The 17,144-nt window shown below is 68.0% G+C and carries 14 protein-coding genes; 8 read left to right on the forward strand and 6 right to left on the reverse strand.

Annotated features, from left to right (window positions below; genetic code table 11):
* The first annotated feature begins 2 nt into the window (after positions 1 to 2).
* The 4 genes from ABD210_RS28095 (at position 3) to ABD210_RS28110 (ending at position 4,363) form a co-directional block, all read left to right on the forward strand.
* A complete protein-coding gene (locus ABD210_RS28095; protein WP_344115433.1) occupies positions 3 to 1,055 on the forward strand; it encodes an ABC transporter permease in 1,053 nt (350 codons plus the stop codon).
* A gap of 13 nt (positions 1,056 to 1,068) precedes the next feature.
* Entirely contained in the window at positions 1,069 to 2,073 is a 1,005-nt protein-coding gene (locus tag ABD210_RS28100) for an ABC transporter ATP-binding protein (RefSeq protein ID WP_344115435.1), read from the forward strand.
* Between the two features lie 95 nt (positions 2,074 to 2,168).
* A complete protein-coding gene (locus tag ABD210_RS28105) occupies positions 2,169 to 3,599 on the forward strand; it encodes a GH1 family beta-glucosidase (protein ID WP_344115436.1) in 1,431 nt (476 codons plus the stop codon).
* 191 nt (positions 3,600 to 3,790) lie between these two features.
* Positions 3,791 to 4,363 (forward strand): hypothetical protein, encoded by a 573-nt coding sequence (locus ABD210_RS28110; protein ID WP_344115437.1) that lies wholly within the window; start codon positions 3,791 to 3,793, stop codon positions 4,361 to 4,363.
* A gap of 184 nt (positions 4,364 to 4,547) precedes the next feature.
* Here ABD210_RS28110 and ABD210_RS28115 read toward each other — a convergent pair whose 3' ends face one another.
* The 6 genes from ABD210_RS28115 to ABD210_RS28140 all read right to left on the reverse strand — a co-directional run bounded on the left by ABD210_RS28115 (position 4,548) and on the right by ABD210_RS28140 (position 13,432).
* Positions 4,548 to 6,107, reverse strand: coding sequence for an FG-GAP-like repeat-containing protein (locus ABD210_RS28115; RefSeq protein WP_344115438.1), 1,560 nt, complete (start codon positions 6,105 to 6,107; stop codon positions 4,548 to 4,550).
* Positions 6,108 to 6,213: 106 nt separating this feature from the next.
* Positions 6,214 to 8,286: an NPCBM/NEW2 domain-containing protein gene (locus ABD210_RS28120; RefSeq protein WP_344115439.1), complete on the reverse strand. Its 2,073-nt coding sequence runs from the start codon at positions 8,284 to 8,286 to the stop codon at positions 6,214 to 6,216.
* A gap of 37 nt (positions 8,287 to 8,323) precedes the next feature.
* Entirely contained in the window at positions 8,324 to 10,348 is a 2,025-nt protein-coding gene (locus ABD210_RS28125) for an alpha-galactosidase (protein WP_344115440.1), read from the reverse strand.
* A gap of 38 nt (positions 10,349 to 10,386) precedes the next feature.
* Complete coding sequence (locus tag ABD210_RS28130; RefSeq protein WP_344115442.1) at positions 10,387 to 11,211, reverse strand: carbohydrate ABC transporter permease; 825 nt, start codon at positions 11,209 to 11,211, stop codon at positions 10,387 to 10,389.
* Positions 11,208 to 12,158, reverse strand: a complete 951-nt coding sequence (locus ABD210_RS28135) for a carbohydrate ABC transporter permease (protein WP_344115444.1) — start codon at positions 12,156 to 12,158, stop codon at positions 11,208 to 11,210. Before ABD210_RS28135 ends, ABD210_RS28130 begins: the two co-directional genes overlap by 4 nt.
* Entirely contained in the window at positions 12,155 to 13,432 is a 1,278-nt protein-coding gene (locus ABD210_RS28140) for an ABC transporter substrate-binding protein (protein ID WP_344115446.1), read from the reverse strand. Before ABD210_RS28140 ends, ABD210_RS28135 begins: the two co-directional genes overlap by 4 nt.
* Before the next feature lie 187 nt (positions 13,433 to 13,619).
* Between ABD210_RS28140 and ABD210_RS28145 the strand changes: the two genes are divergently transcribed.
* The 4 genes from ABD210_RS28145 to ABD210_RS28160 are packed head-to-tail and all read left to right on the forward strand — an operon-like array spanning position 13,620 to position 17,092.
* Entirely contained in the window at positions 13,620 to 14,342 is a 723-nt protein-coding gene (locus ABD210_RS28145) for an SDR family NAD(P)-dependent oxidoreductase (RefSeq protein WP_344115447.1), read from the forward strand.
* Positions 14,343 to 14,391: 49 nt separating this feature from the next.
* Positions 14,392 to 15,102 carry a FadR/GntR family transcriptional regulator gene (locus tag ABD210_RS28150; protein ID WP_344115448.1) on the forward strand — a complete coding sequence of 237 codons (711 nt, stop codon included), beginning with the start codon at positions 14,392 to 14,394 and terminating at the stop codon, positions 15,100 to 15,102.
* Complete coding sequence (gene dgoD / locus ABD210_RS28155; RefSeq protein WP_344115449.1) at positions 15,099 to 16,244, forward strand: galactonate dehydratase; 1,146 nt, start codon at positions 15,099 to 15,101, stop codon at positions 16,242 to 16,244. The genes ABD210_RS28150 and dgoD overlap by 4 nt, the downstream gene beginning before the upstream one ends.
* Entirely contained in the window at positions 16,238 to 17,092 is an 855-nt protein-coding gene (locus ABD210_RS28160) for a hypothetical protein (protein WP_344115450.1), read from the forward strand. Before dgoD ends, ABD210_RS28160 begins: the two co-directional genes overlap by 7 nt.
* Positions 17,093 to 17,144: the final 52 nt, after the last annotated feature.

Below are 17,144 nucleotides of genomic sequence, written 5' to 3' on the forward strand. Positions count from 1 at the left end.
CGATGACGGCACAAGTACCAGCCACCACCATCACGGCGGTCACTCCCGAAGGTCCCGTCGGGGCGGCGGCTCCGGCGAAACGCCGCCGGCTCCGGTTCGTCGCCAATCCCAAGGCCGCGACCGGTCTGTTCATCCTCGGCTTCTTCTGCCTGATCGCGATCATCGGACCGTGGATCGCGCCGTTCGACCCGTCGGCCCGCAGCAGCGACCTGATCCAGGCGCCGTCGGGCAAGCACTGGTTCGGTACGACGCACCTCGGTCAGGACATCTTCAGCCAGGTGCTCGTCGGCACCCGCGGGGTGATGTTCGTCGGGCTGCTGGCCGGCATCATCGCCACCGCGCTGTCGGTCCTGATCGGGGTCAGCTCCGGTTTCCTCGGGGGTGCCGCGGACGAAGGCCTGTCGGCGCTGTCGAACGTCTTCCTGGTGATCCCGGCGCTGCCGCTGATCATCATCGTCGCTTCCACGATCCCCAGCGCGGGCGACCTGATGGTTGCCCTCGTGATCGGCCTGACCTCCTGGGCCTGGGGGGCACGAGTACTGCGGGCGCAAACGTTGTCGCTGCGCAGACGGGATTACGTCGAGGCCGCCCGAGCGACCGGTGAGAGCACCTGGCGGATCATCACCGTCGAGATCCTGCCGAACCTGACCGCGATCATCGCCTCCGGGTTCGTCGGCACGGTGATCTTCGCGGTGATGTCCGAGATCACCCTGGCCTTCATCGGCATCTCCACCATCTCCGAATGGAACTGGGGCACCATCTTGTTCTGGGCCCAGAGCCAGCAGGCCCTCGCGCAGGGCGCCTGGTGGTGGTTCGTCCCGGCCGGACTGGCGATCGCGATCCTCGGCACCGCGCTGTCGCTGATCAACTTCGGCATCGACGAGTTCGTCAGCCCGCGGCTGCGCAGCAGCGGCCACACCCGGGTGAGGACCAAGGACGGACACACCGTCCGGATGCGGGTCGGGTTCACCCCCGTCCTGCAGCAGAACGGCAAGAACGACCCCGTCACGCCCGTGGTGCGCAAGAGCACCGACGAAGCGAAGGGCGCCGCATGAGGATTGGAATCGTATGAAGGCTCCCGTGCTGGAGATCAAGAACTTCAACGTCGACTACGGCCTCGGGGACCAGGCAGTTCAGGCGGTCCGCGACGTCACGCTGACGCTGCATCGCGGCGAGGTGCTCGGCCTGGCCGGCGAGAGCGGAAGCGGCAAGTCGACATTGGCCTACGGCATCACCCGGCTGCTGCCCCCACCAGGCGTCATCAGCGGTGGATCGGTGATCTACCACCCGCCGGGCGACCAGCCGTACGACGTGATGGCGCTGACCAACGCCGAACTGCGGGCGTTCCGCTGGGCCGAGACCTCGATCGTGTTCCAAGGCGCGATGAACTCGCTGAACCCGGTGCACAAGGTCTCCACCCAGATGCTCGACGTGATCAGGGCGCACGAGCCGCAGCTGAGCCAGCAGGCCCGGCTGGCGCGGGCGCACGAGATGCTCAAGCTGGTCGGCATCTCCTCGGACCGGATGGACGCCTACCCGCACCAACTGTCCGGCGGTATGCGGCAGCGCGTGATGATCGGCATGGCTCTGGTCCTCGAGCCGCAGGTCGTCATCATGGATGAGCCGACCACCGCGCTGGACGTGGTGATGCAGCGGCAGATCCTGGCCCAGCTGGTCGAACTGCGTGAGCGGCTGGACTTCTCGGTGCTGTTCATCACCCACGACCTGTCGCTGCTGGTCGAGTTCTCCGACCGGATCGCCATCATGTACGGCGGCCGCATCGTCGAGGAGGCCAGGTCCGCCGACCTCTACAAGGACTCCCTGCACCCGTACAGCGAGGGCCTGCTCAAGTCCTTCCCGGCGCTGCGTGGCCCGCGCCGAGAGCTGTCCGGGATCCCCGGCTCGCCGCCCGACCTGCGCGGCATGCCCACCGGTTGTTCGTTCCACCCGAGGTGCCCGCACGCGTTCGACCGTTGCTCGACGGAGATCCCAGTCCTCGGTGTGCCCGAGGCCAGGAACGACCCGGACCGCTCGGTGGCCTGTTGGCTGCCCGGTCGCGTCCCGGTCGCCTGACCACCTTCAACAGCCCCGACTCTCAACTGCACGGCCCGAAGGGAGCCAGTACGACGCCGCCCTGCCCACCGGCGGGGTGGCGTCGTACGTCAACCATGAACACAGCAGCTGCCCCCACCTCAACACCTGTCGCGTTCACCGCCCCGGCGGACGAGGCGGCGCTGATCGCCAGCCTGCCGTCGGGCTTCCGCTGGGGTGTCGCCACCTCGGCGTACCAGATCGAGGGTGCGATCGACGTCGACGGCCGCACGCCGTCGATCTGGGACACGTTCTGCCGGGCGCCCGGCGCGATCGACAACGGTGACACCGGTGACATCGCCTGCGAGCACTACACCCGGATGCCGGCCGACGTCGCCCTGATCAAGGACCTCGGGCTCGACACCTACCGCTTCTCGGTGTCCTGGCCGCGGGTCCAGCCGCATGGGACCGGACCGGTGAACCCCAGCGGGATCGCGTTCTACGACCGGCTGGTCGACGAACTGCTTGCCCAGGGCATCGACCCCTGGGTGACGCTGTACCACTGGGACCTGCCGCAGGAACTGGAGGACGCCGGTGGCTGGCCGGTGCGGGACACGGCGTACCGGTTCGCGGACTACTCGATGCTGGTGTTCGACGCGCTGAGTGATCGGGTCGACACCTGGACCACGCTGAACGAGCCGTGGTGCTCGGCGATGCTCGGTTACGCGTACGGCGTGCATGCCCCCGGGCGGAAGGAATACCCCGCGGCCGTGGCGGCGGTTCACCACCTGCTGCTCGGGCACGGGCTCGCCACCGAGCGGCTGCGCGAGGCAGCCACCCGGCCGATCGACCTCGGGATCACCCTCAACGCGGCCACGGCGTACCCGGCAAGCGACGCCGAGCCTGACCTGGAAGCGGCGCGCCGGGCCGACGGGATGGGGGCGCGGCTCTACCTGGAGCCGTTGGCGCACGGCCGCTACCCGGCTGACGTGATCGCGGACCTCGCGGCTGGAGGGGTCGAGATCCCCGTGCAGGAAGGGGATCTGGCGACGATCTCGGCGCCGATCGACGTACTGGGCATCAACTACTACTTCAGCCAGAAGTTCACCGGGTTCGGCGAGGACGGCCGGACGGTCGGCGACGACGGGCTGCCGATCAGCCGGACCCTCCCGCTGAACAAGCCACGTACTGCGATGGACTGGGAGATCGTGCCGGAGGGCTTCACCGACCTGCTGGTGCGGATCAGCCGCGACTACCCGGACCTGCCGATGGTCGTCACCGAGAACGGCTCGGCCTTCGAGGACGTCGCGGACGAGAACGGTTACGTCGCCGACGAGGGTCGCTCGGCGTACTTCTCCTCGCACCTGGCGGCGGTGGCGTCCGCGATCCAGCAGGGCGCCGACATCCGCGGCTATCTGGCCTGGTCCCTGCTCGACAACTTCGAATGGGCCTACGGCTACGACAAACGCTTCGGCATCGTCCGGGTCGACTACGACACCCAGGCCCGGATCCCCAAGCAGAGCGCCCTCTACCTCCGCGACCTCGCCCAGCAGCACCGCAACCGCTGACAACCACAGGGCCGCCCCCGGTCACGCCTGGCCGGGGGGCGGCGCTCACCTGGAGGCCTCCGGATTCTGGCCCGGCCTGGGTACGCTCGAAGAGGAACCTCTGCTGAGCGAAAGGAACACCCATCCCAGCCCCGACACGCACTGCCCGGCATCGGGCAGTCCTCGCGGTCGTCGCCGCGATCATCGCCGCGATGGTCCTGCTCACCGGCTGTAGTAGCACCAGCTCTGCGGGCGCCGCGCCGAGCCAGCCGAGCTCCGCGCCCAGCCAGCCCAGCGCTGCGCCAAGCATCCCTGCCACCTGGGCTGCCCCGCTGGACGCCAGCGCCGCTGCTCAGCAGGCCGGCCTGCCGATGCTCGGCCAGGAGATGCTGGCCGTGCATTACCACGCGCACCTCGATGTGACTGTCGACGGTCAGCACATCACCGTGCCCGCCCAGATCGGAATCGACAACATCCGGCAGGCGATCTCCCCGCTCCACACGCACGACACCACCGGCATCGTGCACATCGAATCCGCCGAGAACGTCCCGTTCACTCTCGGACAGTTCTTCACCGAGTGGGGTCAGCCGCTGACCAGTCACCAGGTCGGGCCGACCACCATCAGCAACGGCGAAGTACTGCGGGTCTACAGCAACGGAACCCTGATCACCAGCGACCCGGCGGCACTCAAGCTCCAGGCCCACCAGGAGATCGCAGTCTGGGTCGGCCCCTCGAGCGCGACCCCGACCGTGCCGTCCACCTACCAGTTCCCCGCCGGCCTGTAGGCGACAACCCACCTGACCACGCACCTCCCCCGTCGCCGCGCGGAGAATCCGCGACCATAGGTGGAGTCCGAGCGACGACAGAGGCAGAGCACGACTGCTTATGTCGCGCAAAGGCGTTGCGTCGGCGGACTCCTGTCCGTTGAATCGACATCCCGCCGAAGACACGACACAACCGGCTGACGGCTCAGCTGTTCCAGCCGCTGCCCTGCTTGACGCGGGTGCCGAGGCCGTTCGCCTTGCCTGGGTAGAGGTACATGTCCCCGGTCGTGTTGGCGACGGTGATCAGGTCCGGGATCTTGTCTCCGTTCAGGTCACCGACACCGGTCAGCGAGCGCATCCCGTTCCAGCCGCCGGAGCCGATCTCGACCCGGCTGGTGCCACCCGCGAACGTCAGGCCCTTGTAGAGCCAGAGCTTGCCGGTGCCGGAGTCCACCGCCACGAAGTCGGGTTTGCCGTCGCGAGACAGATCACCGACGGCCGCGAGCTTCGCCATCCTGGTCCAGCCGGTGCCGATCTGCTTGCGGGTGCCGAGACCGTTCGCCTTACCCGGGTAGACCCAGAGCTTGCCGGTCGACTTCTCCACCGCGACCAGGTCCGGGTGCGCGTCGCCGCTGATGTTGCCGATCCCCACCAGGTCGCGCATGCCGTTCCAGCCACCCGTGCCGATCAGCAGACGGGTCGAGGCGGACAGGCTCGGGCCGCGGTACAGCCACAACTTGCCGGTGGACTTCTCGATCGTCGCGACATCCGCGACACCGTCGCCGGTCAGGTCCCCGACCCCGGTCAGCTCGGTCATGCCGTTCCAGCCGGTGCCGAGCTTCACGGCGTTGGCGCCGCCGTCGAACGCGCCCTTGCCGTTGTTCGTATACCGGTAGAGAGCGCCGGTCGGACGGTGCACCGCGATCAGGTCGGCGAGCTTGTCGCCGCTCAGGTCACCCGCGTTGGCCAGGTCCGCATCGGAGTGGCCGGCGAGGTACGACAGACCGTACTGCTGCATCGTGGCGTTCAGTGCGGCGGCAGAAAGCGTGTGCGTGCCGCCGGTCGCCTTCCACGGGTCCCAGACCGTCAGGGTCTTGGCGGTCAGGTCGTAGCCGTAGATCAGAATGGCGTGGCCGATGTGCCCTGACATGCCCTTGTTCCAGGGCAGCTTCTCCATCCAGACACCGATCTTCGGCGCCCGCTTCAGCGTGCCGATGTCGTACGCGGCCCAGTTGAGCAGGTTCGTCGCACTGCCGGTGGTGTCCGTGTCCCAGACCGAGTAGGCCAGCGGGTTGATGTAGCTGTTGATCACCGGCAGCGCGGTCTTGTCCCAGGTACCCGAGGTGGTGGTGCCCATCTTCTTGGCCAGCGTCTCCTGGGTGACGCTGACACCGAAGGTGTCGAGGCTGACCGCGCTCGACGCGGGCACGCAGTTGTAGTTGGTGCTCTGGTAGACACCCTTGATCGACAGCTTCGCCGAGGTCGGCCCAGCGGCGGCAGCAAGGGCGACCGCCTCGGCCGACTTCGGTTGCGCAGCACCACCGGGACTGTTCAGACCTATGGCCGGGCGAATGGCGCCGCTCGCGCTCCTCGGCGTGGCCGCGGCAATCTCGGCGGTGCTCAGGGCAACCGAACCGTTGGTCGGCGGCAACTGCTGCGGATCGGACTTGGTGGTGTCCGCGGTTGCCGCGTGCACCACGCCTCCGACGACCAGTCCCACGCCTACCAGGGCGGCGGTACCGAGCTTCCACTGCTGACGTTTCATGCAGGTCCTCACAACTCAGGGCGGATGTTCGACGACCACCCAAACACACCGAAGGGGCAGACCGTCGCGCGGTCTGCCCCTCAGCGGTCGGCTGGTTCAGGCCATGTCAGCAGGTAGCCACCGGAGCCGCCCAGTCGGCGCGGTCGTTGTAGCCGCCGTCGCCTGCGTCACCCACGAGCAGGTCGAGCACCCGAACCCCGGTGAGGTCGACATCGACCGGCTTCGGGTGGTCGCGGTCGACCACGCCGCTGTCGTAGAGCACCTTGCCGTCCCCGACCACCTGGAAGGTCGAAGTACCACCCTCGGGACCGACATTCCGTACTGCGTCGTCGATCCCGACCGTGGCCGTCAGCCGGCTGCAGGACTTGCCCAGGTAGTAACGGATCGTCGAAGGCGAGGCGACACCGATCCCGGTCGGGTAGGTCTGCCCGACCAGGCTGATCGGCGAACCACCACCGACTGCCTCGTCCACCGTCGGCGACATCCAGCCGCTGGTCGCGACGATCCATTGGTGGTGCGAGAGCGCGGCCGCGCCTGAAGGCGGAGCAGGCGCGACCACGACCGGCGACACCGTCGTCTGGCGCTGATTGCCGTGACCGATCACCTCGTACGACGTGGTTGCGGTCAGCGCCGCGTTCCCCGGAGTGGCTCCGGCCGGCAGCTTCACCGTGAAGGCGAAGGTTGCCTGCTTGCCCCCGGCAAGTACCTTCGGCGCGTTGCTCACCGGCTTGACGGTCCAGCCGGCGCCGCCGGCAAGGGCCACCGAGGGCTTGGCCACCGATAGCAGGCCATCGTTGCGCACGACGACCTCGGCGCGGAGTTCGTCGCCACCGGCAACCACCGGCGCCACTCCGTCAGGCTGCGCATCCGTTCCCACGTGGGTGACCACGGGGATACCGGCGGTCACGTGTGGGACACCCGGCACACCGCGGGCGGGTTGGACCCGGAACAGGGCCGCGCCGTGCGCGGAAACGGCTGCGCTGATCGTGCCCGCGCTCTCGGTGACGGCGTTGGTCCAGGCGTTCTTCAGGGTGAACCTCGAGCCGCTCAGACCGGCCGCCTTCGCCGTCGTAGTGAGGGTCTTCGCGCTGTCGCCCCGGTTGAGCAGCACCACCGCGCGGCTCCCGTCGGCGAGCCGCTTGACCCACGTCTCCGTCGTACCGGCTGCTCCGACGCGCACGGCCTGGACGGCGGCGCGGTCCTGGTTGATCGCGATCACGTCCGGGTCGGTCAGCATGCCGACCGTGGTGGCGCTGAGCTTGCGGACGTCGCTGCCGACGACCAGCGGAGCGGCGGCGACGGACCAGAGCGTCAACTGGGTGCGGAACTCCTCGTCCGACATGCCGAGTTCGGGAGCCAGGTAGTCCGGGTCGCCGAACGCGCCGGGCTTGACGACCTCAGGGTGCCGGGCGTTCGCGTCGTAGTTCCGCAGTACATCCTTGAACTTGATGTCGCCCTGGAACCCGACATCGGTGTAGGTCCGCCACGACTGCGCGATCGCCGGGGCGTAGGACCAGGAGAAGGTCGACTGCTGCGACTCCGGGTAGTTGCCCCAGTCGGGCGAGGTGACCGGGTTGCAGAGGTTGAAGATCATCGGCCGGTGGCTCGCGTTGTTGCGCAGCGCCTGGGCGAACTCGGTGAAGACCGTCTTCGGGTCCAGGTTCGCCGCGATGCCGCAGAGGTAGTCGACCTTGACCGCGTCGAAGCCCCAGGCCGCGAACTGGTCAGCGTCGCGCTGGTAGTGGCCACCACTGCCGAGGCCGCACCTGCCTGGGATGTACGGACCGGCGTCGGTGTAGATGCCGGCCTTCAGGCCCTTGCTGTGGATGTAGTCGACCATCGGCTTGAGCCCGTTCGGGAACTTGGCCGCGTTCGGCTGCAGGTCGCCGGCCTCACTCCGGGGCACATCGGCCTGCCACCCACCGTCCAGCCAGACGATGTCGTAGCCGGCCTTCGCCAGCCCGCGGCTGACCAGCGAGTCGGCGACGGACCGGATCGTGGTGTCGGTGAAGTCGCCGCCGAGTCCGTAGTACGTGTTCCAGCCCATGTATGGCGTCGGGCTGAGCACGTCGGCCTGACTGGACGGGGCTGCTGAAGCAGGGGCTGCGGCGGTCGCGAGCGAGGTGGCCACCAGGGCCGCCGCGATCACGCCGCCGAGCAGGGCGGAGAGTCGTTTCACATCAATGTCCTTTGCTGCCAGTGATGGACGGATCGGGTCAGTCGAGGGTTTCGACGACCAGGCAGTTCGAGTCGGTCGCGCTGTCCCGCGGATCCGGGATGCCGACCTGCAGGAGGTAGCTGCCCGGGTGGACCTCATCACCCACCCGGTAGTTCTTCGTCGCGTCGAGTCCCTGAAGCGGGATCCGCCGGGGCCGCGTCGGCAGAGTTCCCCTGACGGAGGTGTCGCCGGTGTCCCACAGGAACACGACCGACCTGGTCGGCCGCACGTATTGCAGTCCCACCGTCGGCCCCTCGCTCAACCAGTAGACGTTGCCCTGCGCAACGACATCACGGATCTCCCGGTACTGCGCGACGTGGCGGGCCGCCACGGCCAGCTGATCGTCGGTCCACTGCGACAGGTCGGCGCCGATACCGAGACCGCCTGCCATCGCGACGTGGAAGCGGAAGTCCAGTGACCTTTCGCGGCCGTCGTGCGTCCCGGCCGCGTCGGTGACCCATGAGCTCATCAGGTGTGGCGAATACCCGCTGAGGAAGCCGCGCTGGATCTTCAGCCGATCCAGCGGGGCTGTGTTGTCGCTCGGCCAGAGCGTGTCGACGCGCGCCGCCATACCGAGGTCGACGCGCGCGCCGCCACCCGCACATCCTTCGACGATCACGTTCGGATGGTCCGTGCGTAACCGGTCCAGGATCTTGTACAGGTTGGTGACCACGCCACCATCGAGATCCCGAGCCCGCAGATCCCCCGCGTCGAGCCGCGGCCGGTTGGCGTCCCACTTCAGGTAGCTGATCTCGTACGACGACAGCAGCCGGTCCAGGGTCTCCCAGATCCAGTCGGCGACATCGTCCCGGCTCAGGTCGAGCAGGAGCTGGTTGCGAACGAGCAGCGGCTCCCGCCCTTCCGTGCCCAGGATCCACTCGGGATGCATGGCGGCCAGGTCCGAACCAGGGCTGACGGACTCGGGCTCCACCCACAGGCCGAAACCCAGGCCGACCTCCTTCAGGTCGGCGATGAAGCCGCCGAGTCCGTGCGGGAAGGCCGCGGGATCGACCTCCCAGTCCCCCAGACCCGATGCGTCGTCGGTGCGCCCGGTGAACCAGCCGTCGTCGACCACGAAGGTCTCGACCCCGGCCCGGACGGCCTTGCGCGCCAGCTCGAGCTGATGGTCCGCCCGTACGTCGAACTCGGTCGCGAACCACGAGTTGTAGACGACCTTCTGCGGCAGCCCTCGCGCGAACGTCCGCTGATAGGCGTGGAAGGCACGAGCCAGCCCGTCGGGTCCCTCGGAACTGCACGCACCGACAGCCACCGGGGAGACCCAGGACGCTCCAGGCGCCAGCGAAAGGCCGAGGCTGGACGGAGCTCGGCCGGCCTGGATCCGGGTCTGCCCGGTGGTGTCGACGTCCGCGCTCAGCCGCCACGAACCGGTCCACGCGAGCTGGACGCCCCACGTCGTACCGGTCGGGTCGTCGGCATCTGCGACGGACAGGAAGGGTGAGAAGGAATGACCGGTGATGCCTTGGCGGCTGTCGACGGTGAACCGGCCGCGGGGCAGCGTGATCGCGGCCTGCTGGAACTCGCTGTTCCACTCGCCCGAGAGGTAGCGCAGGTGCGCGCCGTTGACAGTGGGGATGACGAAGGCGGCCGAGTCGTGCTGGTGCAAGGTGAGGCTGTCGGAGCCGTCGTTGTGGATCGACACCCAGCGCTCGACCACGTCCAGACCGCTCGGCATCCGGTAGTGCAGGACGAGCCTGAGTGATCGCAAGGGATCGACGAAGGTCAGCTCCAGCGAGCCGCAGCCGTCGGCACCTGCCTGGGCGGCGGTCTGGGTTGCGCCGACGAAGACCGGGCGGAGTTCGTCGGAGCCGTCGGGGCCGCTCACGACCAGCTCGGTCGGGCTCGTGTAGCGCACTCCCCTGACCGCGTATTCCAGCGGCTCCACGTCCGCACGCGGCAGGAAGTGCTCGGTTCCGACAGGGGCGACCGTCGACGGTCCGTCGGTGACCGCGTGCGGGCCCCAGGCAACCAGCGCCGCCCACCGGCCATGCTCGGGAACCTCCACGGCATACGCTGTGGTTGCCCCTCGCAACGTCCATTGATTCACTTGACGGCTCCGATCGCCAGCCCAGAGACGAAGTGCTTCTGGAACCGCAGGAAGACCGCGAGGGTCGGCACGGCCGCGATCACGGTGCCTGCGGCGATCACGTTCCAGGACGACACGAAGAGCCCTTGCAGACCGAGCAGCGCGGGCGTCACCGGCATCTTGTCGCCGGACCTGATCACCGTGATCGACCAGAGCAGATCGTTGAAGATCCACGTGAACGACAACGCCCCGAGCGCCGCCAGGGCCGGCCTGGTCAACGGCAGGATCACGCTCGCGAAGATCTTCCCCGGCCCGGCCCCGTCGATCGTCGCGGCCTCCTGGATCTCCTTCGGCAGGTCGCGCATGAACCCGTGCAGCACGAAGGTGTAGAACCCGAGCCCGAACCCGACATGCACCGCGATCAACGCGTACAACGTGTCGTAGTACCCGGTCAGCTCCACGAAGCGCGAGATCGGGATCAGCAGGATCTGCGGCGGCAGCAGGTTGCCCATCAACATCAGCAGCAGCACCGTCCGGCGGAACGGGATGCTGTACCGGGCCAACCCGTACGCCGCGGTCGAGGCGAGCCCGAGACTCAGGATCACCGCGGGGATCGTCACCAGCAGGGAGTTGATCAGCGCGCGGAACTCGTCCGCGTCCTGCCACGCCGACTTGTACGTCGAGAACGTGAAGGAGTGCGGCAACGACCCCAGACCGTTCGCGGCGACATCGTCGAAGCTGCGGAAGGAGATCACCACCACCCACAGGATCGGCGCGATCCACAGGAACGACACGATCCCCATCGCCAGGTGATAGCCGGTGGTCTTGAAGCGGTTCGTCATGTCTCCTCCCGGAAGGCCCTGATCAGATAGCCGAGGATCACCGCGAGGGCGAGCAGGAAGATCACCACGGCGATCGCCGAGGCGTAGCCCAGCTGGGTGGACTGGAACGCGGTCGAATACATGTAGGTGCTGAGCAGCTCGGACGAGTGGTACGGGCCACCCCTGGTCATCGACCAGACGATGTCGAACGATCTCAGCGAGTCGATCACGATCACCGACAGCACGACCGAGTTCACACCCTTCAGCTGAGGGATCGTGACGTACCGCGTCCGCTGCCAGGCCGAGGCGCCGTCCACCCGGGCCGCCTCGTAGAGAGCCGGGTCGACTGCCTTGAGGCCGGCGAGGTACAGCACCATCACGTAGCCGATCTGCCGCCAGAGAGCAGGCAGGATCACGGCATACAGCGCAGTGCCGGGATCCGCCAGCCAAGGCCGGACGAAGTTGCCGAGGCCGACGCCCCGCAGTACGGAGTCGACCAGGCCGTCCGGCTGGTAGAACACGCGCCAGATCAGCGCGGTGACCACCAGCGAGAACACGACCGGGGTGAACAACGCGGCGCGATAGATGCCGACACCGCGGCGCTCCTTCTGCAGCAGCAGGGCCATCCCGAATCCACCCGCCACGCTGAGGCCGCCGAAGAGGACCAGCCAGATCGCGGTGTTCTTCAGCGCGGTCCGGAAGATCGGGTCCGACACCATGTCGTGGAAGTTGCCGAGGCCGACGAACTTCGGCGCGGACAGGCCGTCCCAGTTCGTCAGCGCCAGCCAGAATCCCTGCAGGGCCGGCCAGAACACCCAGACCGCCTCGACCGCGAACGGGACGAAGACGAACGCGAGGATCAGCGGCGACACGCGCCACGGTCGCCGCTCCGTCCGCGCCCGCGTACCCGACCGGGGTGGCGGGGTGGGGGTCGATCCAGGCACAGCCTGAACAGCGGTCTCGGTCACGCCTTGAAGACCTTCTCGGCCGCCGCCTGCCAGTCCTTCAGGATCTGGTCGATCTGGTCAGGCTTGTCCAGGAACTTGGTCAGCGCGGCGTCCGCCGTCGGCTGCAGCGCGTCGCTGGAGTCGCGGTTGAAGAACTGCGTGATCTCCTTGGCCTCCTGGACCATCGCCTTGCCCTTGCGCACCAGCGGGGTGTCCGCGGACTTGCCGTCCGGGTTCGCCGGGATCGCCGTACCGGAGGAGTTCTGGACGTAGATCTCCTGCGCCTCGGCAGTGGCCAGCCAGGCCATGAACTTCTTCACGCCCTCGGGGTCCTTCACCTTCTTGCTCGCGAAGTAGCCGTCGATCGGCGCCTCCTCGGCCACCGGCACGGCCGGGTCGATGATCGGGAACTGGAAGAAGTCGATGTCGTCGAGCGCGTCCTTCGGCGCGGAGTCGGCGAAGAACGTGCCGATCAGGAACATGCCGGTCTTGCCCCCGAGCATCGCGGAGGTCGCCTCCTGGAAGGGGAACGACTTGCCCTTCGGGTCGAAGTACGGCAGGGCCTCCTTCCACTTGGTGAAGACGGCCTTCACCTTCGGGTCGTCGAAGCGACCCTCGCCGGCCAGCAACTGGCGGTGGAACGGCGCGCCGTTGATCCGGATGTTCAGGTAGTCGAACCAGGCCGACGCGACCCACGGGGTGTCCCCGAGGCCGATGCCGATCGGCGCGACGCCCTTGCTCTGGATCGTCTTGCAGACGGCGAGGAACTCCTCCCAGGTCTTCGGCGGCGTGACGCCCCACTTGGCGAAGTTCGACTTCCGGTAGAACACGCCCCACCAGTAGTAGCTGGTCGGCACGAAGATCTTCTGGCCGTTCTCGCCGGTGGAGACCTTCTGCATCGACTGCGGGTAGTTCTTCATCCCGTCCCAGACGCTGGTGACGTCGAGCAGCAGGTCCTTCTTGGCGTACGAGTTCGCCACCGACCCGGCGTACCAGGTGTAGACGTCCGGCGGGTTCGACGACGTGAGGTACGTCGGGAGCTGGGTGCGGAAGATCTCCGCGGCCACGGTGTTCATCTTGACCGTGCTGCCGCCTGTCTTGTTGTAGGCGGCGACCAGCTTCTCCATCGCGGCCTTGGCCTGCTCGGAGGAGAGGTTCGACTGCAGCGACAGCTCACCAGTTGCGCCGCTGCTGCTGCCACCGGTGCTGGTGGTCGAGGTCGCGCAGCCCGGCACCAGGGCCGCGGCCCCGAGCATTCCGAGCCCTTTGAGGAACGTGCGCCGATCTGCTGCCATGCCGTGCTCCTGAGATCTCGGCACCGGCGTCCGCCGTGCCAGTCAAGTGAGTGGTTCGTTCTGCGGAGGATCTTGCAGCCGGTCGGAAGACATGTCAATATTAATTCGTAAATTACGAGAAATTGGCTTGACGTGGTCACTCGCTGACGGTCAACTTGGGTGCATCGTTGGAGACCTTGGAGGGTCTGTGCGTTTGGCTGATCGCGTCATCGTGGTGACCGGTGCCGCCACCGGCATCGGTGCTGCCTGTGCGCAGCGGCTGCTCGACGAGGGCGCATCGGTCGTCCAGGTCGACCTCCAGCCGTGCAAGGAGAGCCCCGGCCGCTCGATCGGCGTACTAGGCGACGTCGCCGCCCCGGACACCTGGGCTGAGGTGCTGTCGCGCGGACGCGACGAGCTCGGCCCGATCGACGGCTTCGTCAGCAACGCCTTCACGGTCGACGTCCGGCCCGCGCACGAGTTGTCGCCGGCTTCCTGGCAACGCCAGCTCGACGTGAACCTCACCGCGGCCTTCCTCGGCTTCAAGACCCTGTACGACGACCTGTCGGCGCGCGGCGGGTCCGTAGTACTGGTCTCCTCGGTGCACGCTCTGACCGGGATGCCTGGGCATCCCGCATACGCTGCCAGCAAGGGGGCACTGGTGGCTCTCGGGCGCCAACTGGCGGTCGAGTACGGCGGGTCGATCCGGGTGAACACAGTCCTGCCGGGTCCGATCGACACGGCCGCCTGGGACCGCGTCACGCCCGAGGGCAAGGACCAGAGTGCCCGGGCCACGGCGGTCGGGCGACTCGGGCAGCCGGACGAGGTGGCTGCGGCGGTGGCGTTCCTGCTGTCGCCGGAGGCTTCCTTCGTTACGGCGACCAGTCTGGTGGTCGACGGCGGCTGGTCAGCGGTCAAGGACTCGGCATGAGTACTGCGGGTTGTGGCCCGGATGGTTCGACAGTGATTTGGAGAGCAGTGTGACGGGGATTCAGCGCGGGATGTCGCGGGGCTTGCACGGGCAGATCGTGGAGGTGATGGCGCAGCGCATCCTGTCGGGGCAGATCCCCGAGGGCGCGACGATCAACGTGCCGGATCTGCAGGCGGACCTCGGCGTCAGCCTGACCGCGGTGCGCGAGGCGTTGAAGGTGCTGACCGCGAAGGGGCTCGTCGACGCCCGGCAGAAGCGGGGCACGTTCGTCCGGCCCCGCTCGGACTGGAACCTGCTCGACGCCGACATGATCCGCTGGCACTTCGACGACGACGTCCGGCCCGAGCTGCTCGAGGAGCTCCACGAGGTGCGCGGCATCGTCGAACCGGCCGCCGCCCGGCTGGCGGCCGTTCGAGCTCAGCCGGTGGACCTGGAAGCGCTCGGCTCGGCGCTCGAAGCGATGTCGTCGGCAACGAACGACCTCGCAGCGGTGGCCGCGGACCTGGCCTTCCACAAGGCTCTGCTCCATGCCACCGGCAACGAGTTGCTGACCAAGATGGAGGTCATCATGGAGACCGGCCTGGCCGGTCGCGACCGGCTGGTCCACAAGGTGAAACCTTCCGACGACCCCATCCCGAGCCACCGGCGCGTGGTTGAGGCGGTGCGGGCCGGTGACCCCGAAGGCGCCGAGCTGGCGATGCGGGAGCTGCTGGCGAAGGCCGCCGAGGACCTCTCCGAGGTTCGGGGCGGCGGCAAGTGAAGATCGAGCGGATCGAGACCTTCCTCGTCCCACCGCGCTGGTTGTTCTGCCGGATCGAGACCAGCGACGGTGTCGTGGGCTGGGGCGAACCGGTGGTCGAGGGTCGCGCGGAAGTCGTGCGAACCGCGATCGAGACGCTGTCGGAGTACCTGATCGGCCAGGACCCGCTGCAGATCGAGCGGCACTGGCAGATCCTTTCCAAGGGTGGCTTCTACCGTGGTGGCCCGGTCCTGAGCAGTGCTGTCGCCGGGCTCGACCACGCGCTGTGGGACATCGCCGGCAAGGTCTACGGAGCGCCCGTCGCTTCGTTGCTCGGCGGGCGGGTGCGGGATCGGGTCCGGGTCTATGCGTGGGTCGGCGGTGACGAGCCGGCCGAGATCGCGGACCAGGTCGCCGCCCAGGTCGCCGGTGGGATGACCGCCGTGAAGATGAACGCCAGCGGACGGATCCAGCCCTCGCCGTCACTGGCCGAGCTCAACTCCATCGTCGCCCGGCTGACTGCCGCCCGGTCAGTGCTCGGCGATGAGCGGGATGTGGCGATCGACCTGCACGGACGCGTCGGGGTTGCCGCCGCACGGCGGATCCTGCACGCGGTCGAGCCGCTGCACCCGCTGTTCGTGGAAGAACCCGTGCTGCCTGAGCATCTGCATCACCTGCCCGAGGTGATTGCCAGCTCGACCGTCCCGGTCGCGTTGGGCGAGCGGCTGTACAACCGGTCGGAATTCGTTCCCGCGTTGGACGCGGGGGTTGCCGTGGTGCAACCCGACGTGTCCCATGCCGGTGGAATCTCCGAGCTCCGGCGGATCGCAGTACTGGCTGAGACACATGGGGCCCTGCTTGCTCCGCATTGCCCGCTCGGGCCGATCTCGCTGGCGGCGAGTCTGCAGGTTTCGTTCGCGACGCCGAACTTCCTGATTCAGGAGCAGAGTCGCGGGCTCCACTACAACGTGGACAACGACCTCACCTCGTATGTCACGGACCCGACGCCGTTCACCTGGGTGAACGGCCATGCCGAGTGGAATCCCCTGCCTGGCTTGGGAATCACCGTGGACGAGGCCGCGGTACGGGACGCGGACAAGAAGGGCCACACCTGGCGCAACCCGCTCTGGACGCACGAGGACGGATCCTTCGCAGAATGGTGACGGAGCTTCCTACCAACGAAGTAGCGGTTGACCTGGAAGACGGCGGGCGCTGGACCTCACTGCGGATGGCCGGCCGCGAGTGGCTGTGGTCGGGGCCCGGGCTGATCTCCGGGCCGCGAACCGGCACAACCTCGTACGTCGATGTCGGCGGGCTCGACGAGTGCTTCCCGACCGTACGGGGCGTCCCGGACCACGGTGGGCTGTGGAATCAGCCGTGGTCGTCGCTGGAGGAAGACGAGGACTGGGACGTCGTCCAGCATGAGGATGCCGTGCTGCTCCGGCGGTTCCACGGCGGCGATGCGCCGGTTGAGGCCGGCCAACAGACGGTGTGGGTGGACTACCGCCTGATCGCGCCGGCCGGCTATCGATTCATCTGGGCGGCGCATGCGCTGTTGTCGTGTGACGTCGGCGCTGTTGTAGACGCACCGGACGGTACTGCCTGCCGTCTCTACCCCGAGGCCGCGGGGCTGACGGAATCGCTGTGGCCCACAGCTGTGCCGTGGGTCGAGGGCAGCTGGCCGAGCCCTGTCGGGATCGACCTTGCGACTTATGGGCAGACTGATGGAACCGCCGTCGGCGCCGTTCTGACCGACTGCCCGATCGCCTCCGTGCGGGACGGCTCGCACTCGTTGCAGTTCGAGCTGAGTTGCCTGGGGCAACCGGTTTCGGTTGCGCTGTGGCGGAATCTCGGCGGCTTCCCGGCAGACGCGCCATACCGGAGCCTGGGCGTGGAGCCGATGCTCGGCCGCGTCTTCGACCTCGCGGAGGCAGGCCCTGGCGACGCTGCCGTCGTACCGGCGTCGGGTGAGCTGGCCTGGCGGCTGGTGATCTCCGCCAGGCCAGTCTGATGTTCTCAGCCGTGGGGGCCGCCGGCGCGTCCGGGCCGTGCAATACGGTGAA

Origin of the sequence: Kribbella alba, from assembly GCF_039529635.1 — a bacterium.
GTDB lineage: Bacteria > Actinomycetota > Actinomycetes > Propionibacteriales > Kribbellaceae > Kribbella > Kribbella alba.